This window comes from Streptomyces achromogenes, from assembly GCF_030816715.1.
GTDB lineage: Bacteria > Actinomycetota > Actinomycetes > Streptomycetales > Streptomycetaceae > Streptomyces > Streptomyces achromogenes_A.
Map to the genome: position 1 here is coordinate 5,092,707 of NZ_JAUSYH010000001.1, position 19,464 is coordinate 5,112,170.

At 71.3% G+C, this 19,464-nt stretch carries 20 protein-coding genes and 1 pseudogene; 15 read left to right on the forward strand and 6 right to left on the reverse strand.

Annotation, left to right across the window (positions count from 1 at the left end; all coding sequences use genetic code 11):
- Nucleotides 1-44: 44 nt before the first annotated feature.
- Nucleotides 45-341 (forward strand): ATP-binding protein, encoded by a 297-nt coding sequence (locus QF032_RS22920; protein WP_307057289.1) that lies wholly within the window; start codon nt 45-47, stop codon nt 339-341.
- Here the strand turns inward: QF032_RS22920 and QF032_RS22925 are convergent.
- A complete protein-coding gene (locus QF032_RS22925; RefSeq protein WP_307045214.1) occupies nt 305-898 on the reverse strand; it encodes a DUF7848 domain-containing protein in 594 nt (197 codons plus the stop codon). The genes QF032_RS22920 and QF032_RS22925 overlap by 37 nt on opposite strands.
- 123 nt (nt 899-1,021) lie before the next feature.
- Here QF032_RS22925 and QF032_RS22930 point away from each other — a divergent pair, with 123 nt between their 5' ends.
- Entirely contained in the window at nt 1,022-1,936 is a 915-nt protein-coding gene (locus tag QF032_RS22930; protein WP_307057290.1) for a helix-turn-helix domain-containing protein, read from the forward strand.
- A pseudogene (locus QF032_RS22935) lies at nt 1,908-2,018 on the forward strand (DUF397 domain-containing protein); the annotation flags it as partial. The gene QF032_RS22930 and the pseudogene QF032_RS22935, both read left to right, overlap by 29 nt.
- Here the strand turns inward: QF032_RS22935 and QF032_RS22940 are convergent.
- On the reverse strand, nt 2,005-2,400 hold the full coding sequence (locus QF032_RS22940) for a PLD nuclease N-terminal domain-containing protein (RefSeq protein WP_306949861.1): 396 nt from the start codon (nt 2,398-2,400) through the stop codon (nt 2,005-2,007). The pseudogene QF032_RS22935 and the gene QF032_RS22940 overlap by 14 nt on opposite strands.
- A gap of 87 nt (nt 2,401-2,487) precedes the next feature.
- Here QF032_RS22940 and QF032_RS22945 point away from each other — a divergent pair, with 87 nt between their 5' ends.
- From QF032_RS22945 to QF032_RS22980, 8 genes are all read left to right on the forward strand, one after another.
- Nucleotides 2,488-3,945, forward strand: a complete 1,458-nt coding sequence (locus QF032_RS22945) for a menaquinone biosynthesis decarboxylase (RefSeq protein ID WP_307045216.1) — start codon at nt 2,488-2,490, stop codon at nt 3,943-3,945.
- Nucleotides 3,942-4,847 carry a menaquinone biosynthesis prenyltransferase MqnP gene (gene mqnP, locus QF032_RS22950; protein WP_306949859.1) on the forward strand — a complete coding sequence of 302 codons (906 nt, stop codon included), beginning with the start codon at nt 3,942-3,944 and terminating at the stop codon, nt 4,845-4,847. The genes QF032_RS22945 and mqnP overlap by 4 nt, the downstream gene beginning before the upstream one ends.
- A 66-nt stretch (nt 4,848-4,913) precedes the next feature.
- Nucleotides 4,914-5,576, forward strand: a complete 663-nt coding sequence (locus tag QF032_RS22955; RefSeq protein ID WP_306955981.1) for a UbiX family flavin prenyltransferase — start codon at nt 4,914-4,916, stop codon at nt 5,574-5,576.
- Between the two features lie 68 nt (nt 5,577-5,644).
- On the forward strand, nt 5,645-6,100 hold the full coding sequence (locus tag QF032_RS22960; RefSeq protein WP_307045217.1) for an Lrp/AsnC family transcriptional regulator: 456 nt from the start codon (nt 5,645-5,647) through the stop codon (nt 6,098-6,100).
- A 149-nt stretch (nt 6,101-6,249) separates the two neighbouring features.
- Nucleotides 6,250-7,413: an aminofutalosine synthase MqnE gene (gene mqnE / locus QF032_RS22965; protein WP_107442524.1), complete on the forward strand. Its 1,164-nt coding sequence runs from the start codon at nt 6,250-6,252 to the stop codon at nt 7,411-7,413.
- Between the two features lie 104 nt (nt 7,414-7,517).
- Entirely contained in the window at nt 7,518-8,042 is a 525-nt protein-coding gene (locus tag QF032_RS22970; RefSeq protein WP_306949857.1) for a GNAT family N-acetyltransferase, read from the forward strand.
- 93 nt (nt 8,043-8,135) lie between these two features.
- Nucleotides 8,136-8,441 (forward strand): DUF4229 domain-containing protein, encoded by a 306-nt coding sequence (locus QF032_RS22975; protein ID WP_307057292.1) that lies wholly within the window; start codon nt 8,136-8,138, stop codon nt 8,439-8,441.
- Nucleotides 8,442-8,480: 39 nt separating this feature from the next.
- Complete coding sequence (locus QF032_RS22980; RefSeq protein WP_306949855.1) at nt 8,481-9,125, forward strand: TetR/AcrR family transcriptional regulator; 645 nt, start codon at nt 8,481-8,483, stop codon at nt 9,123-9,125.
- A 68-nt stretch (nt 9,126-9,193) separates the two neighbouring features.
- On the opposite strand, the gene QF032_RS22985 is transcribed toward QF032_RS22980, so the two are convergent.
- A complete protein-coding gene (locus QF032_RS22985) occupies nt 9,194-10,084 on the reverse strand; it encodes a MaoC/PaaZ C-terminal domain-containing protein (protein ID WP_307057294.1) in 891 nt (296 codons plus the stop codon).
- Complete coding sequence (locus QF032_RS22990; protein WP_307060339.1) at nt 10,084-11,448, reverse strand: 3-oxoacyl-ACP reductase; 1,365 nt, start codon at nt 11,446-11,448, stop codon at nt 10,084-10,086. Before QF032_RS22990 ends, QF032_RS22985 begins: the two co-directional genes overlap by 1 nt.
- An 88-nt stretch (nt 11,449-11,536) precedes the next feature.
- Between QF032_RS22990 and QF032_RS22995 the strand changes: the two genes are divergently transcribed.
- The 3 genes from QF032_RS22995 to kstD all read left to right on the forward strand — a co-directional run bounded on the left by QF032_RS22995 (nt 11,537) and on the right by kstD (nt 17,135).
- The gene (locus QF032_RS22995) at nt 11,537-12,883 is read left to right on the forward strand and encodes an acetyl-CoA C-acetyltransferase (protein ID WP_307045220.1); all 1,347 of its coding nucleotides are present in this window, start codon (nt 11,537-11,539) and stop codon (nt 12,881-12,883) included.
- A gap of 294 nt (nt 12,884-13,177) precedes the next feature.
- On the forward strand, nt 13,178-15,103 hold the full coding sequence (locus QF032_RS23000; RefSeq protein ID WP_307045221.1) for an AMP-dependent synthetase/ligase: 1,926 nt from the start codon (nt 13,178-13,180) through the stop codon (nt 15,101-15,103).
- A 277-nt stretch (nt 15,104-15,380) separates the two neighbouring features.
- The gene (gene kstD / locus QF032_RS23005) at nt 15,381-17,135 is read left to right on the forward strand and encodes a 3-oxosteroid 1-dehydrogenase (RefSeq protein WP_307057296.1); all 1,755 of its coding nucleotides are present in this window, start codon (nt 15,381-15,383) and stop codon (nt 17,133-17,135) included.
- Nucleotides 17,136-17,139: 4 nt separating this feature from the next.
- Here kstD and QF032_RS23010 read toward each other — a convergent pair whose 3' ends face one another.
- Together QF032_RS23010 and QF032_RS23015 are read right to left on the reverse strand one after the other, a co-directional pair.
- Entirely contained in the window at nt 17,140-17,862 is a 723-nt protein-coding gene (locus QF032_RS23010) for a class I SAM-dependent DNA methyltransferase (RefSeq protein WP_373430373.1), read from the reverse strand.
- A gap of 249 nt (nt 17,863-18,111) precedes the next feature.
- Complete coding sequence (locus QF032_RS23015) at nt 18,112-18,315, reverse strand: cold-shock protein (protein ID WP_073499902.1); 204 nt, start codon at nt 18,313-18,315, stop codon at nt 18,112-18,114.
- 288 nt (nt 18,316-18,603) lie between these two features.
- Here QF032_RS23015 and QF032_RS23020 point away from each other — a divergent pair, with 288 nt between their 5' ends.
- Nucleotides 18,604-19,461 carry a menaquinone biosynthetic enzyme MqnA/MqnD family protein gene (locus QF032_RS23020; protein ID WP_307045223.1) on the forward strand — a complete coding sequence of 286 codons (858 nt, stop codon included), beginning with the start codon at nt 18,604-18,606 and terminating at the stop codon, nt 19,459-19,461.
- The last annotated feature ends 3 nt before the right edge of the window (nt 19,462-19,464 follow it).

The window sequence follows — 19,464 nt, forward strand, 5'->3', positions numbered from 1 at the left end:
TCGGCACGCTGGAGCCACTTGCCGAAGAACTCAAGGAGGCGGCTGTGCCCCGTACGTTGCTGATCGAGGTCAACGACCGCGGACTCGGCCTCTCCGCCGAGGGCCTCGCCGACATCAACGGGAGGCTGCCCGACGTGCCGACGGCCCCGGACACCGACACCTGTCAGCGTATGGGCCTGTTCGTGGTGGGTCGCATCTGCGCGCTGTACGGATTCCGCGCCCAGTTGCGTCCCAACGAGACGGGCGGCGTCACCGCGCTGGTCATGCTGCCGACCGCTGCCGTCTCCTCCCGTCACCTGGACGCTCAGGGCACGGACACCTGGGACTCGTACACCGCGTAGTCGGCGACGGTGCGGCGGTAGCGGGCGTGCCCGGTCTCCCGGGTGTGCCCGTGCCGCCACGCCTCCACGTCGGCGGGGTGTCGCCGGGCCCCGGACCCGGCGGGGCACTCGGTGCAGGCCGTCTCGTACTCCGCCCCGGCGGGGGCGTCCGGTACGAGGGCGGATTCCCGCAGCCCCAGCAGGGGCGCGTGGTAACGGAGTTGGTGGCGGCGGAGCAGGACGTCCGCGTCGGTCTCGGCGCTGCCGTCGTGACGGGCGCGTGCGTCGTCGCGAAGCCCGGCCAGATCGGCGCAGGCCGCACAGTCGCGGACGGGGGCGGGGGGCTCCGGAGAGTGCTGGGACGAGCGGGAGTTGGCCGCGCGGACGCCCGCGCTGAGGCGTTCGCCGGGGGTGGCCGGGCGCAGCGACTCCGGGCGGGCCTCCCACTCCCGGCCGCCGCCGACCGGGCGCAGCAGCGCATACGGGCCCACTGTGCCCCGGTACTCGCCGACGCTGTCCGAGGCGGGGTCGTAGACGACCGTTCCCGTTTCGAACTGGTTCTCGGTGCTTTCGGCCATGCTCGTCCGTGCCCTCTCCGTACCGACTTCGTGACTCTGGGTGTGTCGAGCGTCGCGTGCGGGCACGGTGCGTATCAATGCCCGACGCGTGCCAACGGACGCCTGTCACGGAGGGGGACGCACGTGACCACCAACGCCGCCCTGTTCGGCGAGCTGCTGCGCCACTTCCGCGAGGGGGCGCTGCTGACGCAGGACGGACTGGCCAAGGCGATCCCCTGTGACCGGTCCCTGGTGGCCCGGGTGGAGACGGGAACGCGGGTTCCCCAGGAGCCGTTCGCGAAGACCTGCGACGAAGTCCTCGGCACCGGCGGGGCGCTGGCCCGGCTGTGGGGCCGCGTCGACTGGTATCCGCAGGTGGAGCACCCGGACTGGTTCAGGCGTCGAGCGGAGATGGACGCGGAGGCGGTGTCGCTCTGGGAGTACCAAGAACGCGTGATGCCAGGCATGTTGCAAACCCCGGAGTATGCGCACGCTCTGTTCTCACGCGTAACGAGTGGCCGTGAGGTAGAGGAGCGTGTACGGGCTCGGCTGAGTCGACAGCAGCGGTTTCTGGCAAACGGCGGTCCGTTGTACGTCGTTGTTCTGGACGAAAGCTGCCTGCGCCACGTCGTGGGGGGTGCGACGATCATGCGGGACCAGTGCGCGCATCTTCTGGAGGCCGGTCGACGTGCCAATATCCGTATTCAGGTGGCCCCAGCGGACTTCCCGGAGCTTTTGCGGCCCAATGTGTCGATGTCGCTGATCGAGCTGCCCAACGGTCACCGATGGGTGTACTCGGAGTCGGTGGATCGCGGCCATTTCAACGACGATCCGGCCGTCTTCGCCGGCCATAGCCGCACCTATGATGTGCTCAGGGCGGACGCTCTGTCGGCCCGCGAGTCCGTCGTTCTGATCAGCGACGCGATGGAGGGGTACGGCCACCATGAACAGGTTCGAACTCAGCGCGACGACCTGGATCAAGAGCAGCTACAGCGGCGAGAACGGCGGCAACTGTCTCGAAGTCGCCCCCGGATTCATGTCCGCCGTCCCCGTCCGTGACAGCAAGAACCCCGACGGCCCGGTGATCGTCGTGGCGCGGAGCGCCTGGGCCGCGTTCGTGGACGCCGTCAGCCTTCCGTAGGCTCCTCGCCCGACTCGCGGCGCTTCAGCTCGTCCTCGCGGCGGCGCAGGTCGGCTTCCCAGTCCTTGAGGAGCTTCTCGTCCTTCTTGTTCTCGTCCTTCAGGGACTTGAGGAACTCGGGGTTGTCGTCCGGCGCGACGAACTCCGTGCGGTGGTTGCGGTGCCACTGCGACGGCGTGGAGCCGCCGGCCGGCGCGTGCCGCGTCTTCCCGGCGACCAGCCAGGCGATCGGGCCCACGAGCACCTCGCCGAAGAGCAGGATGATGATCACCCAGATCACCTTCGGCAGCCCGCGCACCTCCTCCTCGGGGGTGTTCAGGCAGTCGATGAAGGCATAGATCCACAGCGCCAGGACCAGCAGGAACGGCAGATACCTGAGCATGGTGGCGAGCTCTCCCGGAAGACGGTGACGGGACCTGGGCGGCCCCGGTGACGGGGTCAGGGTAGCGGGTGGCCGATACTGGGACACATGGCTTACGACGATCTTCGTTCCCTGCTCAGGGCACTGGAACGCGAAGGCGACCTCAAGCGCGTCAAGGCCGAGGTCGATCCGTATCTGGAGGTCGGGGAGATCGTCGACCGGGTCCAGAAGTCCGGCGGTCCCGCGTTGCTCTTCGAGAACGTGAAGGGGTCGAGCATGCCCCTCGCGATGAACGTGTTCGGCACCGACCGGCGGCTGCTGAAGGCCCTCGGGCTGAAGTCGTACGCGGAGATCAGCGACAAGATCGGCGGCCTGCTGCGGCCCGAGCTGCCGCAGGGCTTCGTGGGCGTGCGCGAGGCGTTCGGGAAGCTCGGCGCGATGACGCACGTACCGCCGAAGAAGGTGAAGCCGCAGGACGCGCCCGTCCAGGAGGTCGTCCTGCACGGCGACGACGTCGACCTCGACGCGCTGCCCGCGCTCTTCACCTGGCCGCAGGACGGCGGCTCCTTCTTCAACCTGGGCCTCACCCACACCAAGGACCCCGAGAGCGGCATCCGCAACCTCGGCCTGTACCGCCTCCAGCGCCACGACAAGCGCACGATCGGCATGCACTGGCAGATCCACAAGGACAGCCGCAACCACTACCAGGTCGCCGCCCGCAAGGGCGAGAAGCTGCCCGTCGCCATCGCCTTCGGCTGTCCGCCCGCCGTCACCTACGCCTCCACCGCCCCGCTCCCCGGCGACATCGACGAGTACCTGTTCGCCGGGTTCCTCGCGGGCAAGCGGATCGAGATGGTCGACTGCAAGACGGTCCCGCTGCAGGTGCCGGCGCAGGCCGAGGTCGTCATCGAGGGCTGGCTGGAGCCGGGCGAGACGCTGCCGGAGGGGCCCTTCGGCGACCACACCGGCTTCTACACCCCGCAGGAGCCGTTCCCCGCCCTGACGATCGACTGCGTGACGATGCGCAAGCGGCCGCTGCTCCAGTCGATCGTGGTCGGTCGGCCGCCGACCGAGGACGGGCCGCTGGGGCGGGCGACGGAACGCTTCTTCCTCCCCCTCCTCAAGATCATCGTCCCGGACATCGTGGACTACCACCTGCCCGAGGCCGGCGGCTTCCACAACTGCGCGATCGTCTCGATCGACAAGAAGTACCCCAAGCACGCGCAGAAGGTCATGCACGCGGTCTGGGGCGCGCACATGATGTCGCTGACCAAGCTGATCGTGGTCGTCGACGCCGACTGCGACGTCCACGACCTGCACGAGGTCGCCTGGCGGGCGCTCGGCAACACCGACTACGCCCGCGACCTGTCGATCGTCGAGGGCCCGGTCGACCATCTCGACCACGCTTCCTACCAGCAGTTCTGGGGCGGCAAGGCGGGCATCGACGCCACCCGGAAATGGCCCGAGGAGGGCTACACGCGGGACGGCGGCTGGCCCGAGATGGTCCTGTCCGACCCGGAGACGGCGGCCAGGGTCGACCGCCGCTGGAAGGAGTACGGCCTGTGACCTCCGCTTCCGCGGCGCTCCCGCAGCAGCCGGGGCGCACGAAGGCCTTCCTGCGCCTGGTGATGATCGAGCACTCCGTGTTCGCGCTGCCCTTCGCCTACATCGCCGCGCTGACGGCGATGTTCGAGCTGGACGGCAACATCCACTGGGGCCGGCTGCTGCTGGTCACCGTCTGCATGGTGGGCCTGCGCACCTTCGCCATGGCCGTCAACCGGATCATCGACCGCGAGATCGACGCCCGTAACCCGCGTACCGCGAACCGCGAGCTGGTGACGGGCGCGATGTCGGTGAAGCACGCCTGGACGGGCGCGCTGATCGCCGTCGCCGTCTTCCTCGGCTCGGCGGCCATGCTCAACCCGCTCTGCCTGGCGCTCGCCCCCATCGCGGTCGTCCCGATGGTCGTCTACCCCTACGGCAAGCGGTTCACGAACTTCCCGCAGGCCATCCTGGGGCTGGCCCAGGCGATGGGGCCGATCGGCGGCTGGCTGGCGATCACCGGCGAGTGGTCGTGGGACGCGGTCGTCCTCGGTCTCGCCGTCGGCGTCTGGATCGGCGGCTTCGACCTGATCTACGCCTGCCAGGACGTCGAGACCGACCGGGAGACCGGCGTCATGTCGGTCCCGGCCCGCTTCGGCATCCCGGCGGCGATCAAGGGGGCGCGCGTCTGCCACGCCGTGACGACGGCGCTGCTCGTCTGGTACGCGCTGGCCACCGGCGCCGGCGCGTTCTTCTGGCTGGGGCTGCTGATCGTCGCGGGCGCGTTCGTGTACGAGCACTCGATCGTCCGGCCGCACGACCTGTCCCGGCTGAACAGGGCGTTCTTCTCGACGAACGGGTTCATCGGCATCAGCCTGTTCGTCTGTGCGCTCGCCGACCTGATGGTGCGTGGGCTCACGGTGTAGTCCGGTCCTGAAGACCTCCGCGCCCACGGGTACGCTCAAGGTGTGAACGCAGGAGAAACGCAGCGCGTGCCTTGGATCGTGGGGGTGTCCGGGGCGTCCGGTACGCCCTATGCCGCCGCTGTGCTGCGTGCGCTGCTCGCCGGGGGCGAGAGCGTGGACCTGGTGGTCAGCCGGGCCTCGCGGCTCACCCTGCTCGACGAGACCGGTATCTCCTTCCGGGACGCGCACTGGCGGGACGACCTGCGGGAATGGCTCGCGCGCGGAGCCGACGGCAAGCCGGGCGCGTTCGACGCGGACGTCAGCGGCGACCGGGTGCGGCACTGGGGCGCGGGGGATCTCGCCGCCGGACCGTCCTCCGGGTCGTATCCCGTCAAGGGGATGCTGATCGTGCCCGCGTCCACGGCCTGCGTCGCCGGGGTCGCCCTCGGGTTGTCCAAGGACCTTCTCCAACGGGCCGCGAGCGTCACGCTCAAGGAGCGGCGGCCCCTCGTCGTCGCCGTGCGCGAGACCCCGCTGAACGGGCAGACACTGCGTCACCTGGTGGCGCTGGACGACGCCGGCGCGAGCGTCGTTCCCGCCTCGCCCGCCTTCTACGCGGGGGCCACCCACATCCAGGACCTGGTCGACTTCGTCGCCGGGCGCGTACTCGACGCGGCGGGGGTCGCGCACGGGCTCTACCGCCGGTGGGACGGCGATCTGGGCGGCGCGGCCGGAACCCGTGCCTCATGAGCGCCGTCTGAGCAAGTCGCAGTACCTCTCATCTCTTCAGGAATCTTGATCGGAAGGCTTCGATTCGCATGGACGCGGTGGACAGGCAGCTCATCCAGGCCCTCCGGGAGAACGGCCGGGCCTCGTACGCGGAGCTGGGACGCCTCGTCGGCCTGTCGGGACCCAGTGTCACCGACCGCATCAACCGGCTGGAGGCGGCCGGCGTCATCACGGGCTACCGCGCCACGGTGAACTCCGCCCAGCTTGGCCTCGGCGTCATCGCCCTCATCGGCATCTCGCTGTCCGACGCCGCCGACCACGAGGACGTGGCGGCCCGGCTCAAGGACCTGAGCGAGATCGAGGACTGCTGGTTCATCGCCGGCGACGACTCGTTCATGCTCAAGGTGCGGGCCACGGACGTCGACGGTCTGGAGAAGATCATCCGCCGGCTCAGCGGGACCAAGGGCGTGTCCCGGACCCGTACCACCATCGTGCTGTCGACGAAGTGGGAGAACCGCGTCGGGGAGCTGCCCGAAGAGGTGTAGGCGCGAAGACGTACGGTGGGTCGGGTCGGCAGGAAGCCGGGCCGGCAGGGAAGTCGGCCGGCCGGGAAGCCGGTCGGCGGGACAGCCGGCGGGAAACCGTCGGCAGTCGTCGGCAGGTCGTCGGTAGGTCGTCGGTGAAAGGTGTGGGCATGGACGTCGGGCTCAAGCGCGAGCTGGAGGAGAAGGTCAGGGCCGGTGAGCGGCTGACCCGTGAGGACGGCGTCGCGCTGTACGAGTCGGACGACCTGGCGTGGCTGGGCGGACTCGCGCACGAGGTGCGGACCCGCAAGAACGGCGACGTCGTGCACTTCAACGTCAACCGCCACCTCAACATGACCAACGTGTGCACGGCCTCCTGCGCCTACTGCTCCTTCCAGCGCAAGCCGGGCGAGAAGGACGCGTACACCATGCGCATCGAGGAGGCGGTGAAGCTCGCCAAGGCGATGGAGGGCGAGAACCTCACCGAGCTGCACATCGTCAACGGCCTGCACCCGAACCTGCCGTGGCGCTACTACCCGCGCTCGCTGCGCGAGCTGAAGGCCGCCCTCCCGAACGTCTCGCTGAAGGCGTTCACGGCGACGGAGATCCACCACTTCGAGACGATCAGCGGGCTCACCGCCTCGGAGATCCTCGACGAGCTGATCGACGCCGGCCTGGAGTCGCTGACCGGCGGCGGCGCGGAGATCTTCGACTGGGAGGTCCGTCAGCACATCGTCGACCACCGCACCCACTGGGAGGACTGGTCGCGCATCCACCGCCTCGCGCACGAGAAGGGGCTCAAGACGCCGGCCACCATGCTGTACGGCCACATCGAGGAGCCCCGCCACCGCGTCGACCACGTCCTGCGGCTGCGTGAGCTGCAGGACGAGACGAACGGCTTCCAGGTCTTCATCCCGCTGCGCTACCAGCACGACTTCGTCGACATGAAGGACGGCAAGGTCCGCAACCGGCTCCAGGCCCGCACGACGATGGCCACGGGCGCGGAGGCGCTGAAGACGTTCGCGGTCTCGCGGCTGCTCTTCGACAACGTCCCGCACGTGAAGGTCTTCTGGGTGATGCACGGCGTCCAGACCGCGCAGCTCGCGCTCCAGCACGGCGCGGACGACATGGACGGCTCGGTCGTCGAATACAAGATCACGCACGACGCCGACAACTACGGCACGCCGAACAAGCTGACCCGCGAGGACCTGCTGGACCTCATCCGGGACGCCGGGTTCCGCCCCGTGGAGCGCAACACCCGCTACGAGATCATCCGCGAGTACGACGGCCCCGACCCGGCACTGCGCGAGTCGCCGCAGCCGATGCGGGTGTGACACCGGCCGGGGGTCGAGAGTCGGGGGCCAGGGCCGGGGGCGGGGGGCCGTCCGGAATTCGGAAGCGACGGCGCGACGCATGCCGTAAGGGTTACTATCCTGTCGTGTCCCTTACTTTCACCCTGGACCCCGCTGTCACCCCGGCCCTGCGCGACGGCGTCCTCGACCTGTGGACGGACGTCTCCAACGCGGGCGGCGCCGTCGGCTTCGTCGCGCCCGTGTCGCGCGACGAGATCCGGCCGGATCTGGTGCGGCAGCTCGCGGCCATGGCCGAGGGCCGCAACCGGCTGCTCGTCGGTCACGACGCGTCGGGCGAGGTGGCGGCGGCCGCGTTCCTCGCCTTCAACAGCCATCGCCTCCAGACCCACTGGGTGATGCTGTACACGGTGATGGTCCACCCCCGCCACCAGGGCAAGGGGTACGGTCGCGACCTGCTGGCCGCCGCCGCGGACGCAGCCCGCGGCTTCGACGGCATCGAGGCGATCCGGCTCGGCTGCCGCGGCGGGCTCGGCCTGGAGCACTTCTACCGCTCCTGCGGCTACCAGGAGGTCGGCCGGGTGCCCGGTGCGATCCGGGTCGCGCCGGGCGACGACCGCGACGACATCACCATGCTGCTGCCGCTGGTGTGACGCCCGCAGGCCGGTCCACCCCGCTGCAAGACCGGGAGCCGGGCGTGCTTCACTGGACGGTGGCCCCCTTTGGAATCGGAAGTCTGGATTGAGATGCTCCGCTACACGCTGATGCGCCTCGGTGTCTTCGCGGGCTGCCTCCTGGCCGTCTGGGGACTCGTCTACTCGGGCGTCGTCCCGCGCGGCCTCGGTGACTCCAACGGCATGTGGATCGTCCTGCTGGCCCTGGTGATCTCCGCGCCGATCAGCTTCGTCGTGCTGCGCAAGGAACGCGACCGTGCCTCGGTGGCGGTCGTCGAGCGGGTGGACCGTATGAAGGCCAACCTCGACGCCAACCGGAGCCAGGAGGACGAGGCGGTCGACTCGGCCCAGGGCCGGGCGCAGGAGCAGGCGTCCTGAACGGGGCTGCCGACCGCGGAGCCCAACTAGTCTTGCCCCATGGGTGCCGTGAAGACCAAGCGGATGCCGCGTGCGGTCCGTGAGCAGCAGATGCTGGACGCCGCCGTGGAGACCTTCGGCCGCCGCGGGTACATGGCCGCGTCGATGGACGAGATCGCGGAACTCGCGGGCGTGTCCAAGCCGCTGGTGTACCTGTACCTGAACTCCAAGGAAGACCTCTTCACCGCCTGTATCCGGCGGGAGGCGAAGTCCCTCGTCGAGGCGGTCCGCACCGGTGTCCGCACGGATCTGCCCGCCGACCGCCAGCTGTGGGACGGACTGCGGGCGTTCTTCGCGCACACCGGGAGGCATCCGCACGCCTGGTCCCTCCTGCACCTCCAGGCCCGCACGCACGGCGAGCCCTTCGCCGGCGAGGTCGCGGCGATGCGCGAGGAGATCGTCGCGTTCGTCACGCAGCTGATCGCGATAGCGGCCCGGGAGGCCCACCGTGACCCCGACCTGCCCGAACGGGAGGTCGCCGGGCTCGCCGAGGCCCTGGTCGGGGCCGCCGAGTCGCTCGCCGCCTGGGCCAACACCGACGACACCGTCTCCTCCCACCAGGCGGCGGCCACCCTGATGAACTTCGCCTGGGCGGGCCTCGGCAACCTGATGAACGACCGCCCCTGGTCCCCACCGCCCGCCTGACCGGCGAGCGCCTGACGGGCGGACGGCCGCCGGTCGGTGCGGGCTCACCCGCGGGTCGGGGCGGGTGCTCACGGTGCGTGTGCGGCACCCGTGCGCGGGAGCGGGCCGGGCAGGGGATCCACGCGTCCCGTCACGTGGATCCGGGCCGGGTCTCCCGTGCCGCACAGGGCGAACCGTGCACCGTCCGACGCGAACGACACCGTGCCCGGCAGCAGGACCGGAGCCCGGAAGTCGGCCCGGACCCGGGCCCGCTGCGGGACGCCGTGGGCGGCGAGGCAGCGGGCGACGGTCCACATGCCGTGCGCGATGGCCCGGGGAAAGCCGAAGAGCCGGGCGGTGAGCGGGTGGAGGTGGATGGGGTTGCGGTCGCCGGAGGCCGCGCCGTAGCGCCGGCCGACGTCGGCGGCGAGCCGCCACTCGTCGAGCACCGGCAGCGGGCCGGGCTCCGGCTCCCGGGCGGCGGGCGCGGCCTCGGTGGCGTGCCGGGCGAGGTATCTGCTCGTCGACTCCCACACGATGTCGCCGCCCTGCCGCAGTCCGGTGACCACGACGGCCTCCGTCCCGCGCCGGTGCGCGGCCAACTCCTCGACGTGCACAGAGAGTTCGTAGATCCCGGCGGACGCGAGGGCGGCGCGGCGGGTGATCTCGATCGACGTGTGGACGAGGCCGAGCAGCGGGAGCGGGAAGTCCCGGCCGCTCAGGATGCTCATGGCCAGCGGGAAGCCCAGGACGTGCGGGTAGGTGAGCGGCAGGGAGTCCTCGCCGGTCGGGAAGCCGCAGACGCGCTCGTAGGCGGCGAGCCGGGTCGGGTCCACGCGCAGGCCGGGCAGCACGAGGCGGTGGCCGGCGCCGGAGAAGGAGACGCCCGGGCGGGGGTGCTTGAAGGGGGAGCGCAGCGCCCCGCGGGCGAGCAGTGGGCCGAGGGACGGAGGCGCGGTCAGGGTCGTCGGCGTGCGCACTACGCCCCCAGCAGACTCTGGCCGCACACCCGCACGACCTGCCCGTTGACCGCGCCGGAGGCGGGGTGCGCGAGCCACGCCGTGGTCTCGGCGACGTCCACGGGCAGCCCGCCCTGTGCCAGGGAGTTCATGCGCCGGCCCGCCTCGCGGATGAACAGCGGCACCGCGGCCGTCATCTTCGTCTCGATGAAGCCGGGCGCCACCGCGTTCACCGTCACCTTGTGCTCGGCGAGCGCGTGGGGCGCCAGGGTGCGTACGAGTCCCGCGATCCCCGCCTTGCTCGCGCCGTAGTTCGTCTGGCCGGCGTTGCCCGCGAGTCCGGCGATGGAGGCGGTGGCCACGATCCGCCCGCCCGGCCGCAGCACGCCCTTGGCGAGCAGCGCGTCCGTGGTGCGCAGCACGCTCGCCAGGTTGACGTCGAGCACCGAACTCCAGCGTTCGGCGGGCATGTTGACCAGCCGGCGGTCCCGGGTGATCCCCGCGTTGTGGATCAGCACGTCCAGTCCGCCGGGCAGCTCGGCGGCGATCCGCTCACCCGCGTCGGCCGCCGTGACGTCGAGTGCGAGGGCGGTGCCGCCCAGCCGTTCGGCGACCCGGCGGGCGTCCTCCTCGGCCTGCGGCACGTCGAGGACGACGACCCGCGCGCCGTCCCCGGCCAGCCGCTCGGCGACGGCCGCACCGATCCCTCGTGCGCCGCCGGTGACGAGCGCGGTGCGGCCGGCGAGGGGGAGCGACCAGTCGTCGGGGCCGTCGGGGCCGTCGGAGCCGGGGGCGCCAAGGGCACCGGGGGAGCCGCCGGCCGTCACGCCGATCACCTGACCGCTGACGTAGGCCGACTTGGGGGAGAGCAGGAAGCGCAGGGTGGACTCGGCGGCCCGGGCGTCGGTCAGCCGGACGAGGTTGACGGTCCGGCCCCGTCCGATCTCCTTGCCGAGGGACCGCACGAACCCTTCCAGGGCCTGCTGGACGGCCGCCTGGCAGTGGTCGTGGGGGTCGAGGGGCGCGCCGAGGACGACGATCCGGCCGCTCGCCGCGACCGACCGCACCACCGGGTGCAGGGCCGCGTGCACCTCGGCGAGCGCGTCGACGTCCCGGACTCCGGTCGCGTCGAGGACGACGGCGGCGGGGTCCGGGACGTCGTTTCCGCCCGTGCCTTCGGGGCCGTGGAGCGGCAGGCCGGCGCGGGCCAGCACCGGCGCGAGGCCGAGCGTGGACCTCCCGGCCGTAAGGTGGATCAAGGAGCCGGTGAAGGAGGGGCGTTCGGCTGACCAGCGCTGCAGCGCCGCCGGCTGCGGAAGGCCGAGCCTGCGGGTGAGGAAGCGGCCCGGTGCGGTGGCGGTGAAGCTCAGATAGCGGTCGGCCATGTTCTCTCCCACGGGCTCGGCACACATGCTTACTCTGGAGTAAGGTTACCCGGGGTAAGTCTAGGTCAAGGGTGAGGAGCAGGTCGAGATGAGTGCCTCGGAGCCGTCACGGCTGAAGCTGGTGGAGCCCTCGTTCCACAGTCCTTCCGAGCCCCCGCGCGCCCGCCGGGTCGCGATCGTCGGCGGCTCGCGCATCCCCTTCGCCCGCTCCGACGGCCCCTACGCCACCGCCTCCAACCAGGAGATGCTGACGGCGGCGGTGGACGGGCTGGTGAGCCGGTACGCCCTCGACGTCCCCGGCGTGGTGGGCGAGGTGGTCACCGGGGCCGTCCTCAAGCACAGCCGCGACTTCAACCTGGCCCGCGAGACCGTCCTCGGCTCGAAGCTCGACCCCCGCACCCCCGCCTACGACATCCAGCAGGCCTGTGGCACCGGCCTGCAGGCCGTGATCGCCGCCGCCAACAAGATCGCCCTCGGCCAGACCGACTCGGCGATCGCGGGCGGCGCGGACACCGCGAGCGACGCGCCGCTGGGCGTCAACGACCGGCTGCGGCGCATCCTCCTGGAGGCCCGCCGGGCGAAGACGGCCGGAGCCCGTCTCAAGGCGCTCGCGCAGATCCGCCCCTCCCATCTGATCCCCGAGATCCCGCGCAACGCCGAACCGCGCACCGGTCTGTCCATGGGCGAACACGCCGCGGTCACCGCCCGCGTCTGGGGCGTCGAGCGCGAGGCCCAGGACGTGCTGGCGGCCGCCAGCCACCAGCGCCTCGCGGCCGCCTACGAGCGCGGCTTCTTCGACGACCTCGTCGTCCCGTTCCACGGCCTGGCCCGCGACCAGAACCTGCGGCCGGACTCCACCGTCGAGAAACTGGCCCGGCTGAAGCCGGTGTTCGGCGTCGACGGCCCCGAACCGACCATGACGGCGGGCAACTCGACCCCGCTGACGGACGGCGCCGCGGTCGTCCTCCTCGCCTCCGAGGAGTGGGCCGAGGCACGCGGCCTGGAGCCGCTCGCCTACCTGACGGCCTACGAGACGGCGGCCGTGGACTTCGTGCGCGGCGACGCGGCGGACGGGGGAAGCGGGGCCGGCGACGGCCTGCTGATGGCTCCCGCGTACGCCGTCCCGCGCATGCTGGAACGGGCCGGCCTGGGCATGGAGGACTTCGATCTGGTGGAGGTCCACGAGGCCTTCGCCTCTCAGGTGCTGGCGACGCTCGCGGCCTGGGAGAAGCAGGGCCTCGCCCCGGTCGACCGGGACCGGCTGAACGTGGCCGGCTCCTCGCTCGCCACCGGCCATCCCTTCGCGGCGACCGGCGCCCGCATCGTCGCGACGCTCGCCAAGCTGCTCACGGAACAGCACGGACCTGCGCGCGGCCTGATCTCCGTCTGCGCGGCGGGCGGCCAGGGAGTGACCGCGATCCTGGAGCGGGCGTGAACACCGAAGACCGGTAAAGACCGGTGCAGACCGGTGGAGGCCGGTGAGGTCTGATGAAGTCCGGTGAAGCCGCGACAAACCTGAAGATTCCTCACATACCCCCTGAGATTGCACAGACCCGACCCCGGAACATCCCGGAACACGCACAAGCCCCACATGTGAGCGCCGTACGATCCCCTACCTAACTGGCGGTAACCCCTTTCTTAGGGAGCATCCCGGTTGAACGCGACGGTGCGCGAAGCACGTACGTCATGCAGCAAGCAGTTTCTTCGCTGCACGCCCAGGGAGCCGCCCGTGTCCACCCCGTACTCAGCCGCCGGCTCGGCCTACGCCGACCCCGACGCTCCTCCCGCACTTGTGGAACCCGAGACGCGACGACTGGACGGCGCCGTACGGGAGGCGTCCCTGCCGGCCCTCGCCCGCCCGGTGACGTACGGCTCGCTCGCCGACCTGCCCTACGACAACGCGACGGCCGTCCCCGAGTCGGTGGTCCTCAGCCGCCGTGGAGCGGACGGGCACTGGACCGACATCACGGCGGAACGCTTCGCCGCCCAGGTCCACGCCGTGGCCCGCGGGCTGATAGCGGAGGGGCTGGCGCCCGGCGACCGGCTCGCCATCATGGCCCGTACGACCTACGAGTGGACCCTGCTCGACTTCGCGGCCTGGGCGGCCGGCCTGGTCACCGTGCCCGTCTACCCGACCTCCTCCGTCTTCCAGACCCGCTGGATCCTCCAGGACTCCGGCGCGGTCGCCCTCGTCACCGAGACCGCGGGCCAGGCGGCGGCCCTCGGCCCCGAGCGCGACCGGCTGCCCGACCTCCAGCACCTGTGGGTCATGGAGAAGGGACATGTGGACCGGCTGATCGAGGCGGGCGAGCGGGTGCCGGACGCCGAGGTCGAGATCCGCCGCGGCATGCTCGTCCCCGACACCCTCGCCACCCTCATCTACACCTCCGGCACCACCGGCCGGCCCAAGGGCTGCGCGCTCACCCACGGCAACTTCTTCGCCGAGGTCGACAACGCGATCGAACTCCTCTACCCGGTCTTCAAGGCCAAGAACGACGACGAGCTCTCCGTTCTCCTCTTCCTCCCCATGTCGCACGTCTTCGGCCGGATGGTCGCCATCGCCTGCATCCGCGCCCGCGTCCGCCTGGGCCACGCCCCGAGCCTGAAGGCGGACCAACTCCTGCCGGACCTGGCGGCCTTCAGACCCACCTGCCTGCTGGCCATCCCGTACATGCTGGAGAAGATCTTCAACACCGCCCGCGCGAAGGCCGAAGCGGGCGGCAAGCTGTCCTCCTTCGACCGCGCCGTGGGCGTGGCCCGCCGCTACGGCGAGGCCGTCGAGGCGCAGAAGACCGGCGCCGGATCCGGCCCGGGGGCCACCGTGCGCGCCGCCCGCGCCCTCTACGACCCGCTCGTCTACCGCCGCATCCGAGGCGCCATGGGCGGCCGGGTCCGCCACGCCATCTGCGGTGGCTCCCCCCTCGGCCGGCGCCTGTCCGCCTTCTACCTCGGCGCGGGCATCGAGATCTACGAGGGCTACGGCCTCACCGAGACCACGGGCGCGTCCACGGTGACCCCGCCGATGAAACCCCGTCTGGGCACCGTGGGCTGGCCGCTGCCCGGCACGAAGATCCGCATCGCCGCGGACGGCGAGATCCTCATCGCCGGCGACCACGTGCTGCGCGGCTACTGGGACCCGGCGGCCGGTGGAGTGGTCCCCGCCGCCCCCGACGGCTGGCTCGCCACCGGTGACCTCGGCGAACTCGACGACGAGGGCTATCTGACGATCACCGGCCGCAAGAAGGAGATGATCATCACGGCGGGCGGCAAGAGCGTCGCTCCCGCGCCGCTGGAGAACTGGCTGCGCTCGCACCCCCTGATCTCCCAGGCCATGGTCCTCGGCGACGGCCGCCCCTACGTCTCCGCCCTGCTCACCCTCGACCCCGACGGTCTCACCCACTGGCGGCACATGAACGGCAAGCACCCGGTGCCGGCGGAACTGCTCATCGGCGACGCGGAACTGAACGCCGTGCTCCAGCGGGCGGTCGACGAGGCCAACAAACTGGTCTCCCGCCCCGAGTCGATCCGCCGCTTCGTCATCCTGCCGACCGACTTCACCGAACAGGCCGGCCACCTCACCCCGTCGATGAAACTCCGCCGCGAGGCGGTCCTCCGGGACTTCGCGGCGGAGGTCGAAGGTCTGTACGAGAGGTGAACGTCTGCTTTTCTGCGTCGTATCGGCCCGTGGTCCTGCGGCCAGGCCTGACCCGTACCCGGTAGGGATCGCCCCACGCCGTGAGCGAGGAAGTGCGCCCACGTCGTGGGGGCGAGGCAGGAGGGGGGGCGGGGTCCTGGAGTCGGGGAAGACGGTGCCGGCCGAACCCGCCCCGGAAGGAACGGAGTTCACGAACCGGACGTAGTGGCCCTTGACTTCCCAAGACCCCCGCGCGACATTCCCGGTCCTCGCGCGTTCCGTCTGGGCTGGAGTGGACATGACCGGATCCCCGTCCCGAAGACACCTGCTGGCCGGCGCCGCCGGTGCCGGGCTCGCTGTTGCCACGGGGATGCAACAGGGCGCCCGCGCCGCCGACCTGCCGCTCCTCGGCACGTACGACGTCGTCGTGGTCGGCTCCGGCGCGGCCGGGATGACCGCCGCGCTGACCGCGGCCCGGCAGGGACTGAGCTGTGTGGTCGTCGAGAAGGCGGCCACCTACGGGGGCTCGGCCGCCCGGTCCGGCGCCGGTATCTGGATCCCGAACAACCCGGTGATCCTCGCCGCAGGCGTCCCCGACACCCCCGCGAAAGCCGCCGCCTACCTCGCCGCGGTCGTCGGCCCGGAGGTCCCCGCCGACCGGCAGCGCGCCTTCCTCGCACACGGTCCGGCGATGATCGCCTCTGTCATGGCCCACAGCCCGCTGCGCTTCCGGTGGATGGAGGGCTACAGCGACTACTACCCCGAGCTGCCCGGCGGTCTCCCGAGCGGCCGCTCCGTCGAGCCCGACCAGCTCGACGGCAACCTCCTCGGCGCCGACCTGGCCCGCCTCAACCCGTCGTACCTCCAGGTCCCGGCCGGGATGGTGGTCTTCAGCGCCGACTACAAGTGGCTCAACCTGACCGCGGTCAGCGCGCGGGGCGCCGCCGTCGCCGCCGAGTGCCTGGCCCGGGGCACGAAGGCCGCGCTCCTCGGGCAGAAGCCGCTCACCATGGGCCAGTCCCTGGCGGGCGGCCTGCGGCTCGGGCTGCGCGCCGCCGGAGTGCCGGTCTGGCTCTCCAGCCCCCTCACCGACCTGCACGTCGAAGGCGGCGCCGTCGTCGGGGCGGTGGTCACCCGCGACGGTGCGCCGGGCCTGGTGCGCGCCCGGCGCGGGGTCGTCGTCGGCTCCGGCGGCTTCGAGCACGACGCGGCCATGCGGGCCCAGTACCAGCGCCGCCCGATCGGCACCGAGTGGAGCGTCGGCGCGAAGGAGAACACCGGGGACGGCATCAGGGCGGGACAGCGGCTCGGCGCCGACCTCGCCCTGATGGACGACGCCTGGTGGGGCCCGGCGATCCCGCTCCCCGGCCAGCCCTGGTTCTGCCTCGCCGAACGCACCCTCCCGGGCGGACTCCTGGTCAACGCGGCCGGCCGCCGCTTCGTCAACGAGGCCGCCCCCTACGGCGACGTCGTCCACACCATGTACGACCAGAACCCGACCGACCCCGCGATCCCGGCCTGGCTGATCACCGACCAGAACTACCGCAACCGCTACCTCTTCAAGGACGTGGCCCCCACCTTCCCCTTCCCGGCCGACTGGTACAGCTCGGGGGCCGCGCACAGGGCCTGGTCCCTGGACGCCCTCGCCGCCGCCATCGGCGTTCCGGGGCCCGCCCTGCGCGCCACCGTCGATCGCTTCAACACGCTCGCGCGGCAGGGCGACGACACCGACTTCGGGCGCGGCGACAGCGCGTACGACCACTACTACACGGACCCGGGGGTCCTCCCGAACTCCTGTCTCGCCCCCCTGTGGCTGCCTCCCTACCACGCCTTTCGGATCGTCCCCGGCGATCTCGGCACCAAGGGCGGGCTGCGCACCGACGCCCGCGCGCGGGTGCTGCGCCCCGACGGCTCGGTCATCCCGGGGTTGTACGCCGCCGGCAACGCCAGCGCGGCGGTCATGGGGCACAGCTATGCGGGCGCCGGTTCGACGATCGGGCCCGCGATGACCTTCGGGTACGTCGCGGCCCTCGACCTCGCGGGGGCGCTCTAGGAATCTAGGCCGGGTCCAGGGGCTCGGCCTCGGGGGCCGGGGGCCTGCGGGCGATCAGGAACGCCTGGGGGGCCGGCTCGCCGAGGTCCGCGTCCGGCTCCCGCACCGTGCGCGACAGCACGGCGAAGCCGGCCGTGGTGAGCAGCCCGGCCATCGCCTCCGGGCGGCGGCGCTCGAAGTCGATGGAGACCGGGTGGCCCCAGGGACGGTCGTAGTGCCGGGGCTCGTCGCCGACCTGGAAGGCCAGCAGGAGGTGGCCGCCAGGGGCCAGCACGCGGTGGAATCCGGCGAAGAGCGCGGGCAGTTCGTCCAGCGGGGTGTGGATGGACGAGTAGTAGGAGACCACTCCGTCCAGGGCCCCGTCGGGGAAGTCCAGCTCCAGCATCGAGCCCTGCTCGAAACGGATCCCCGGGTTCTCACGCCGGGCGATCGCCAGCATCGACTCCGACAGGTCGAGCCCGGACACGTCGAGCCCGAGCGAGGCGAGCCGTGCGGTGGTCCGGCCGGGACCGCAGCCCAGGTCGGCCACCCGGCCGCCGGCCCCGACGAGCTCGGCGTAGGCGGTGAGCACGGCCCGATCGAGCGGCCGCGCGGCGAGGTCGTCACGGAACCGCTCGGCGTAGTCCTCCGCGACGGCGTCGTAGAAGGCACGGGTGGTCGTGACGAAGGCGGGAGCGGAAGCGGGAGTGGGCTTCGGGCTGCCGGCGGCGGTGTCCATGTCGGTCATGGGTGGCGAGCCTAGGAGTCCCGACCGACACCGCAGCGGATATACGCCACTTCACCGAAGACCGAAGACCGAAGACCGAAGACCGAAGACCGAAGGCCGATGGACCAAGGACCGCTGGGCCGAGGGTGGATGGACCGAAAGCCCGAGGACCGAATGCCCGAGGCCGACGGGAAAGGCAGGAGCCCCGTGCCGAGCGGCACAGGGCTCCTTGGGTACTGCTCTCAGACTTGCGATCTCAGGGTGTGAAGATCAGACGGGGGTGACGTTCTCCGCCTGGGGACCCTTCGGGCCCTGCGTCACGTCGAAGGAGACCGCTTGGTTCTCCTCGAGCGAGCGGAAGCCCTGCGCGTTGATCGCGGAGTAGTGGACGAAGACGTCGGGGCCGCCGCCTTCCTGGGCGATGAAGCCAAAGCCCTTTTCGGCGTTGAACCACTTCACGGTTCCGGTAGCCATAAGCCCTCCTTGGGCCCAAAGGGTTGCCCTGCTCCAGAACCCTGCAAGCGTGAAAGCAAGTGCCGCACAACTGCATACGTCTGAATACGACGAGAGCCCGCGGTTACATGCTCCGCAGGCTCTGTACTGCAAGGGAAACCAAACTGCAACTTGCGGCGAGCCTAGCATGTGGGCAGCCGAAAGCAATAGAGGTCAAGATCACGTCACTCGGACGTTTGAAGATCCATGAAAGGGGTTGACTCGGGGGGCGGAGTCCGCAGCGTACCCGACGGGGTCTAGCCTCGCGATGTGGACAATTCTCGCACCCGGCCGCGCGTCGGCCACATCCAGTTCCTCAACTGCCTGCCCCTCTACTGGGGGCTCGCGAGAACCGGCACGCTCCTCGACTTCGACCTGACCAAGGACACCCCGGAGAAGCTCAGCGAGCGGCTCGTGCGGGGCGATCTCGACATCGGGCCCGTGACCCTCGTCGAGTTCCTCAAGAACGCCGACGACCTGGTCGCCTTCCCCGACATCGCCGTGGGCTGCGACGGTCCGGTGATGTCCTGTGTGATCGTCTCGCAGGTCCCGCTGGACCAGCTCGACGGCGCCCGGGTCGCCCTCGGCTCGACCTCCCGGACCTCGGTGCGCCTCGCGCAGCTGCTCCTGGCCGACCGCTTCGGCGTCCGGCCGGACTACTACACCTGCCCGCCCGACCTGAGCCTGATGATGCAGGAGGCCGAGGCCGCCGTCCTCATCGGCGACGCGGCGCTGCGGGCCAATCTGCTGGACGGGCCGCGGTTCGGCCTGGAGGTGCACGACCTCGGTCGGCTGTGGAAGGAGTGGACCGGGCTGCCGTTCGTCTTCGCGGTGTGGGCGGCCCGGCGCGACTACCTGGAGCGCGAGCCCGTCCTGACCCGCGAGGTCCACCAGGCCTTCCTCGACTCCCGCAACCTCTCCCTGGAGGAGGTCGGCAAGGTCGCCGAGCAGGCGGCCCGCTGGGAGGAGTTCGACGAAGACGTCCTCGAGCGGTACTTCACCACCCTCGACTTCCGCTTCGGCGCGCCCCAGCTGGAGGCCGTGGCGGAGTTCGCCCGCCGGGTCGGCCCGACCACGGGCTTCCCGGCGGACGTCAGGGTGGAACTGCTCCGGCCCCGATCTGCGTAGTCT

What these genes read in the sequence shown, in the direction of transcription:
- QF032_RS22980 (WP_306949855.1), top strand. Translation starts at nt 8,481, where the DNA reads ATGGGTGCCGTGAAGACCAAGCGGATGCCGCGTGCGGTCCGTGAGCAG.
- QF032_RS23010 (WP_373430373.1), bottom strand. Translation starts at nt 17,862, where the DNA reads ATGACCGACATGGACACCGCCGCCGGCAGCCCGAAGCCCACTCCCGCT.
- QF032_RS22975 (WP_307057292.1), top strand. Translation starts at nt 8,136, where the DNA reads ATGCTCCGCTACACGCTGATGCGCCTCGGTGTCTTCGCGGGCTGCCTC.
- QF032_RS22995 (WP_307045220.1), top strand. Translation starts at nt 11,537, where the DNA reads ATGAGTGCCTCGGAGCCGTCACGGCTGAAGCTGGTGGAGCCCTCGTTC.
- QF032_RS22945 (WP_307045216.1), top strand. Translation starts at nt 2,488, where the DNA reads ATGGCTTACGACGATCTTCGTTCCCTGCTCAGGGCACTGGAACGCGAA.
- kstD (WP_307057296.1), top strand. Translation starts at nt 15,381, where the DNA reads ATGACCGGATCCCCGTCCCGAAGACACCTGCTGGCCGGCGCCGCCGGT.
- QF032_RS23015 (WP_073499902.1), bottom strand. Translation starts at nt 18,315, where the DNA reads ATGGCTACCGGAACCGTGAAGTGGTTCAACGCCGAAAAGGGCTTTGGC.
- QF032_RS22940 (WP_306949861.1), bottom strand. Translation starts at nt 2,400, where the DNA reads ATGCTCAGGTATCTGCCGTTCCTGCTGGTCCTGGCGCTGTGGATCTAT.
- mqnE (WP_107442524.1), top strand. Translation starts at nt 6,250, where the DNA reads ATGGACGTCGGGCTCAAGCGCGAGCTGGAGGAGAAGGTCAGGGCCGGT.
- QF032_RS22925 (WP_307045214.1), bottom strand. Translation starts at nt 898, where the DNA reads ATGGCCGAAAGCACCGAGAACCAGTTCGAAACGGGAACGGTCGTCTAC.
- QF032_RS22990 (WP_307060339.1), bottom strand. Translation starts at nt 11,448, where the DNA reads ATGGCCGACCGCTATCTGAGCTTCACCGCCACCGCACCGGGCCGCTTC.
- QF032_RS22960 (WP_307045217.1), top strand. Translation starts at nt 5,645, where the DNA reads ATGGACGCGGTGGACAGGCAGCTCATCCAGGCCCTCCGGGAGAACGGC.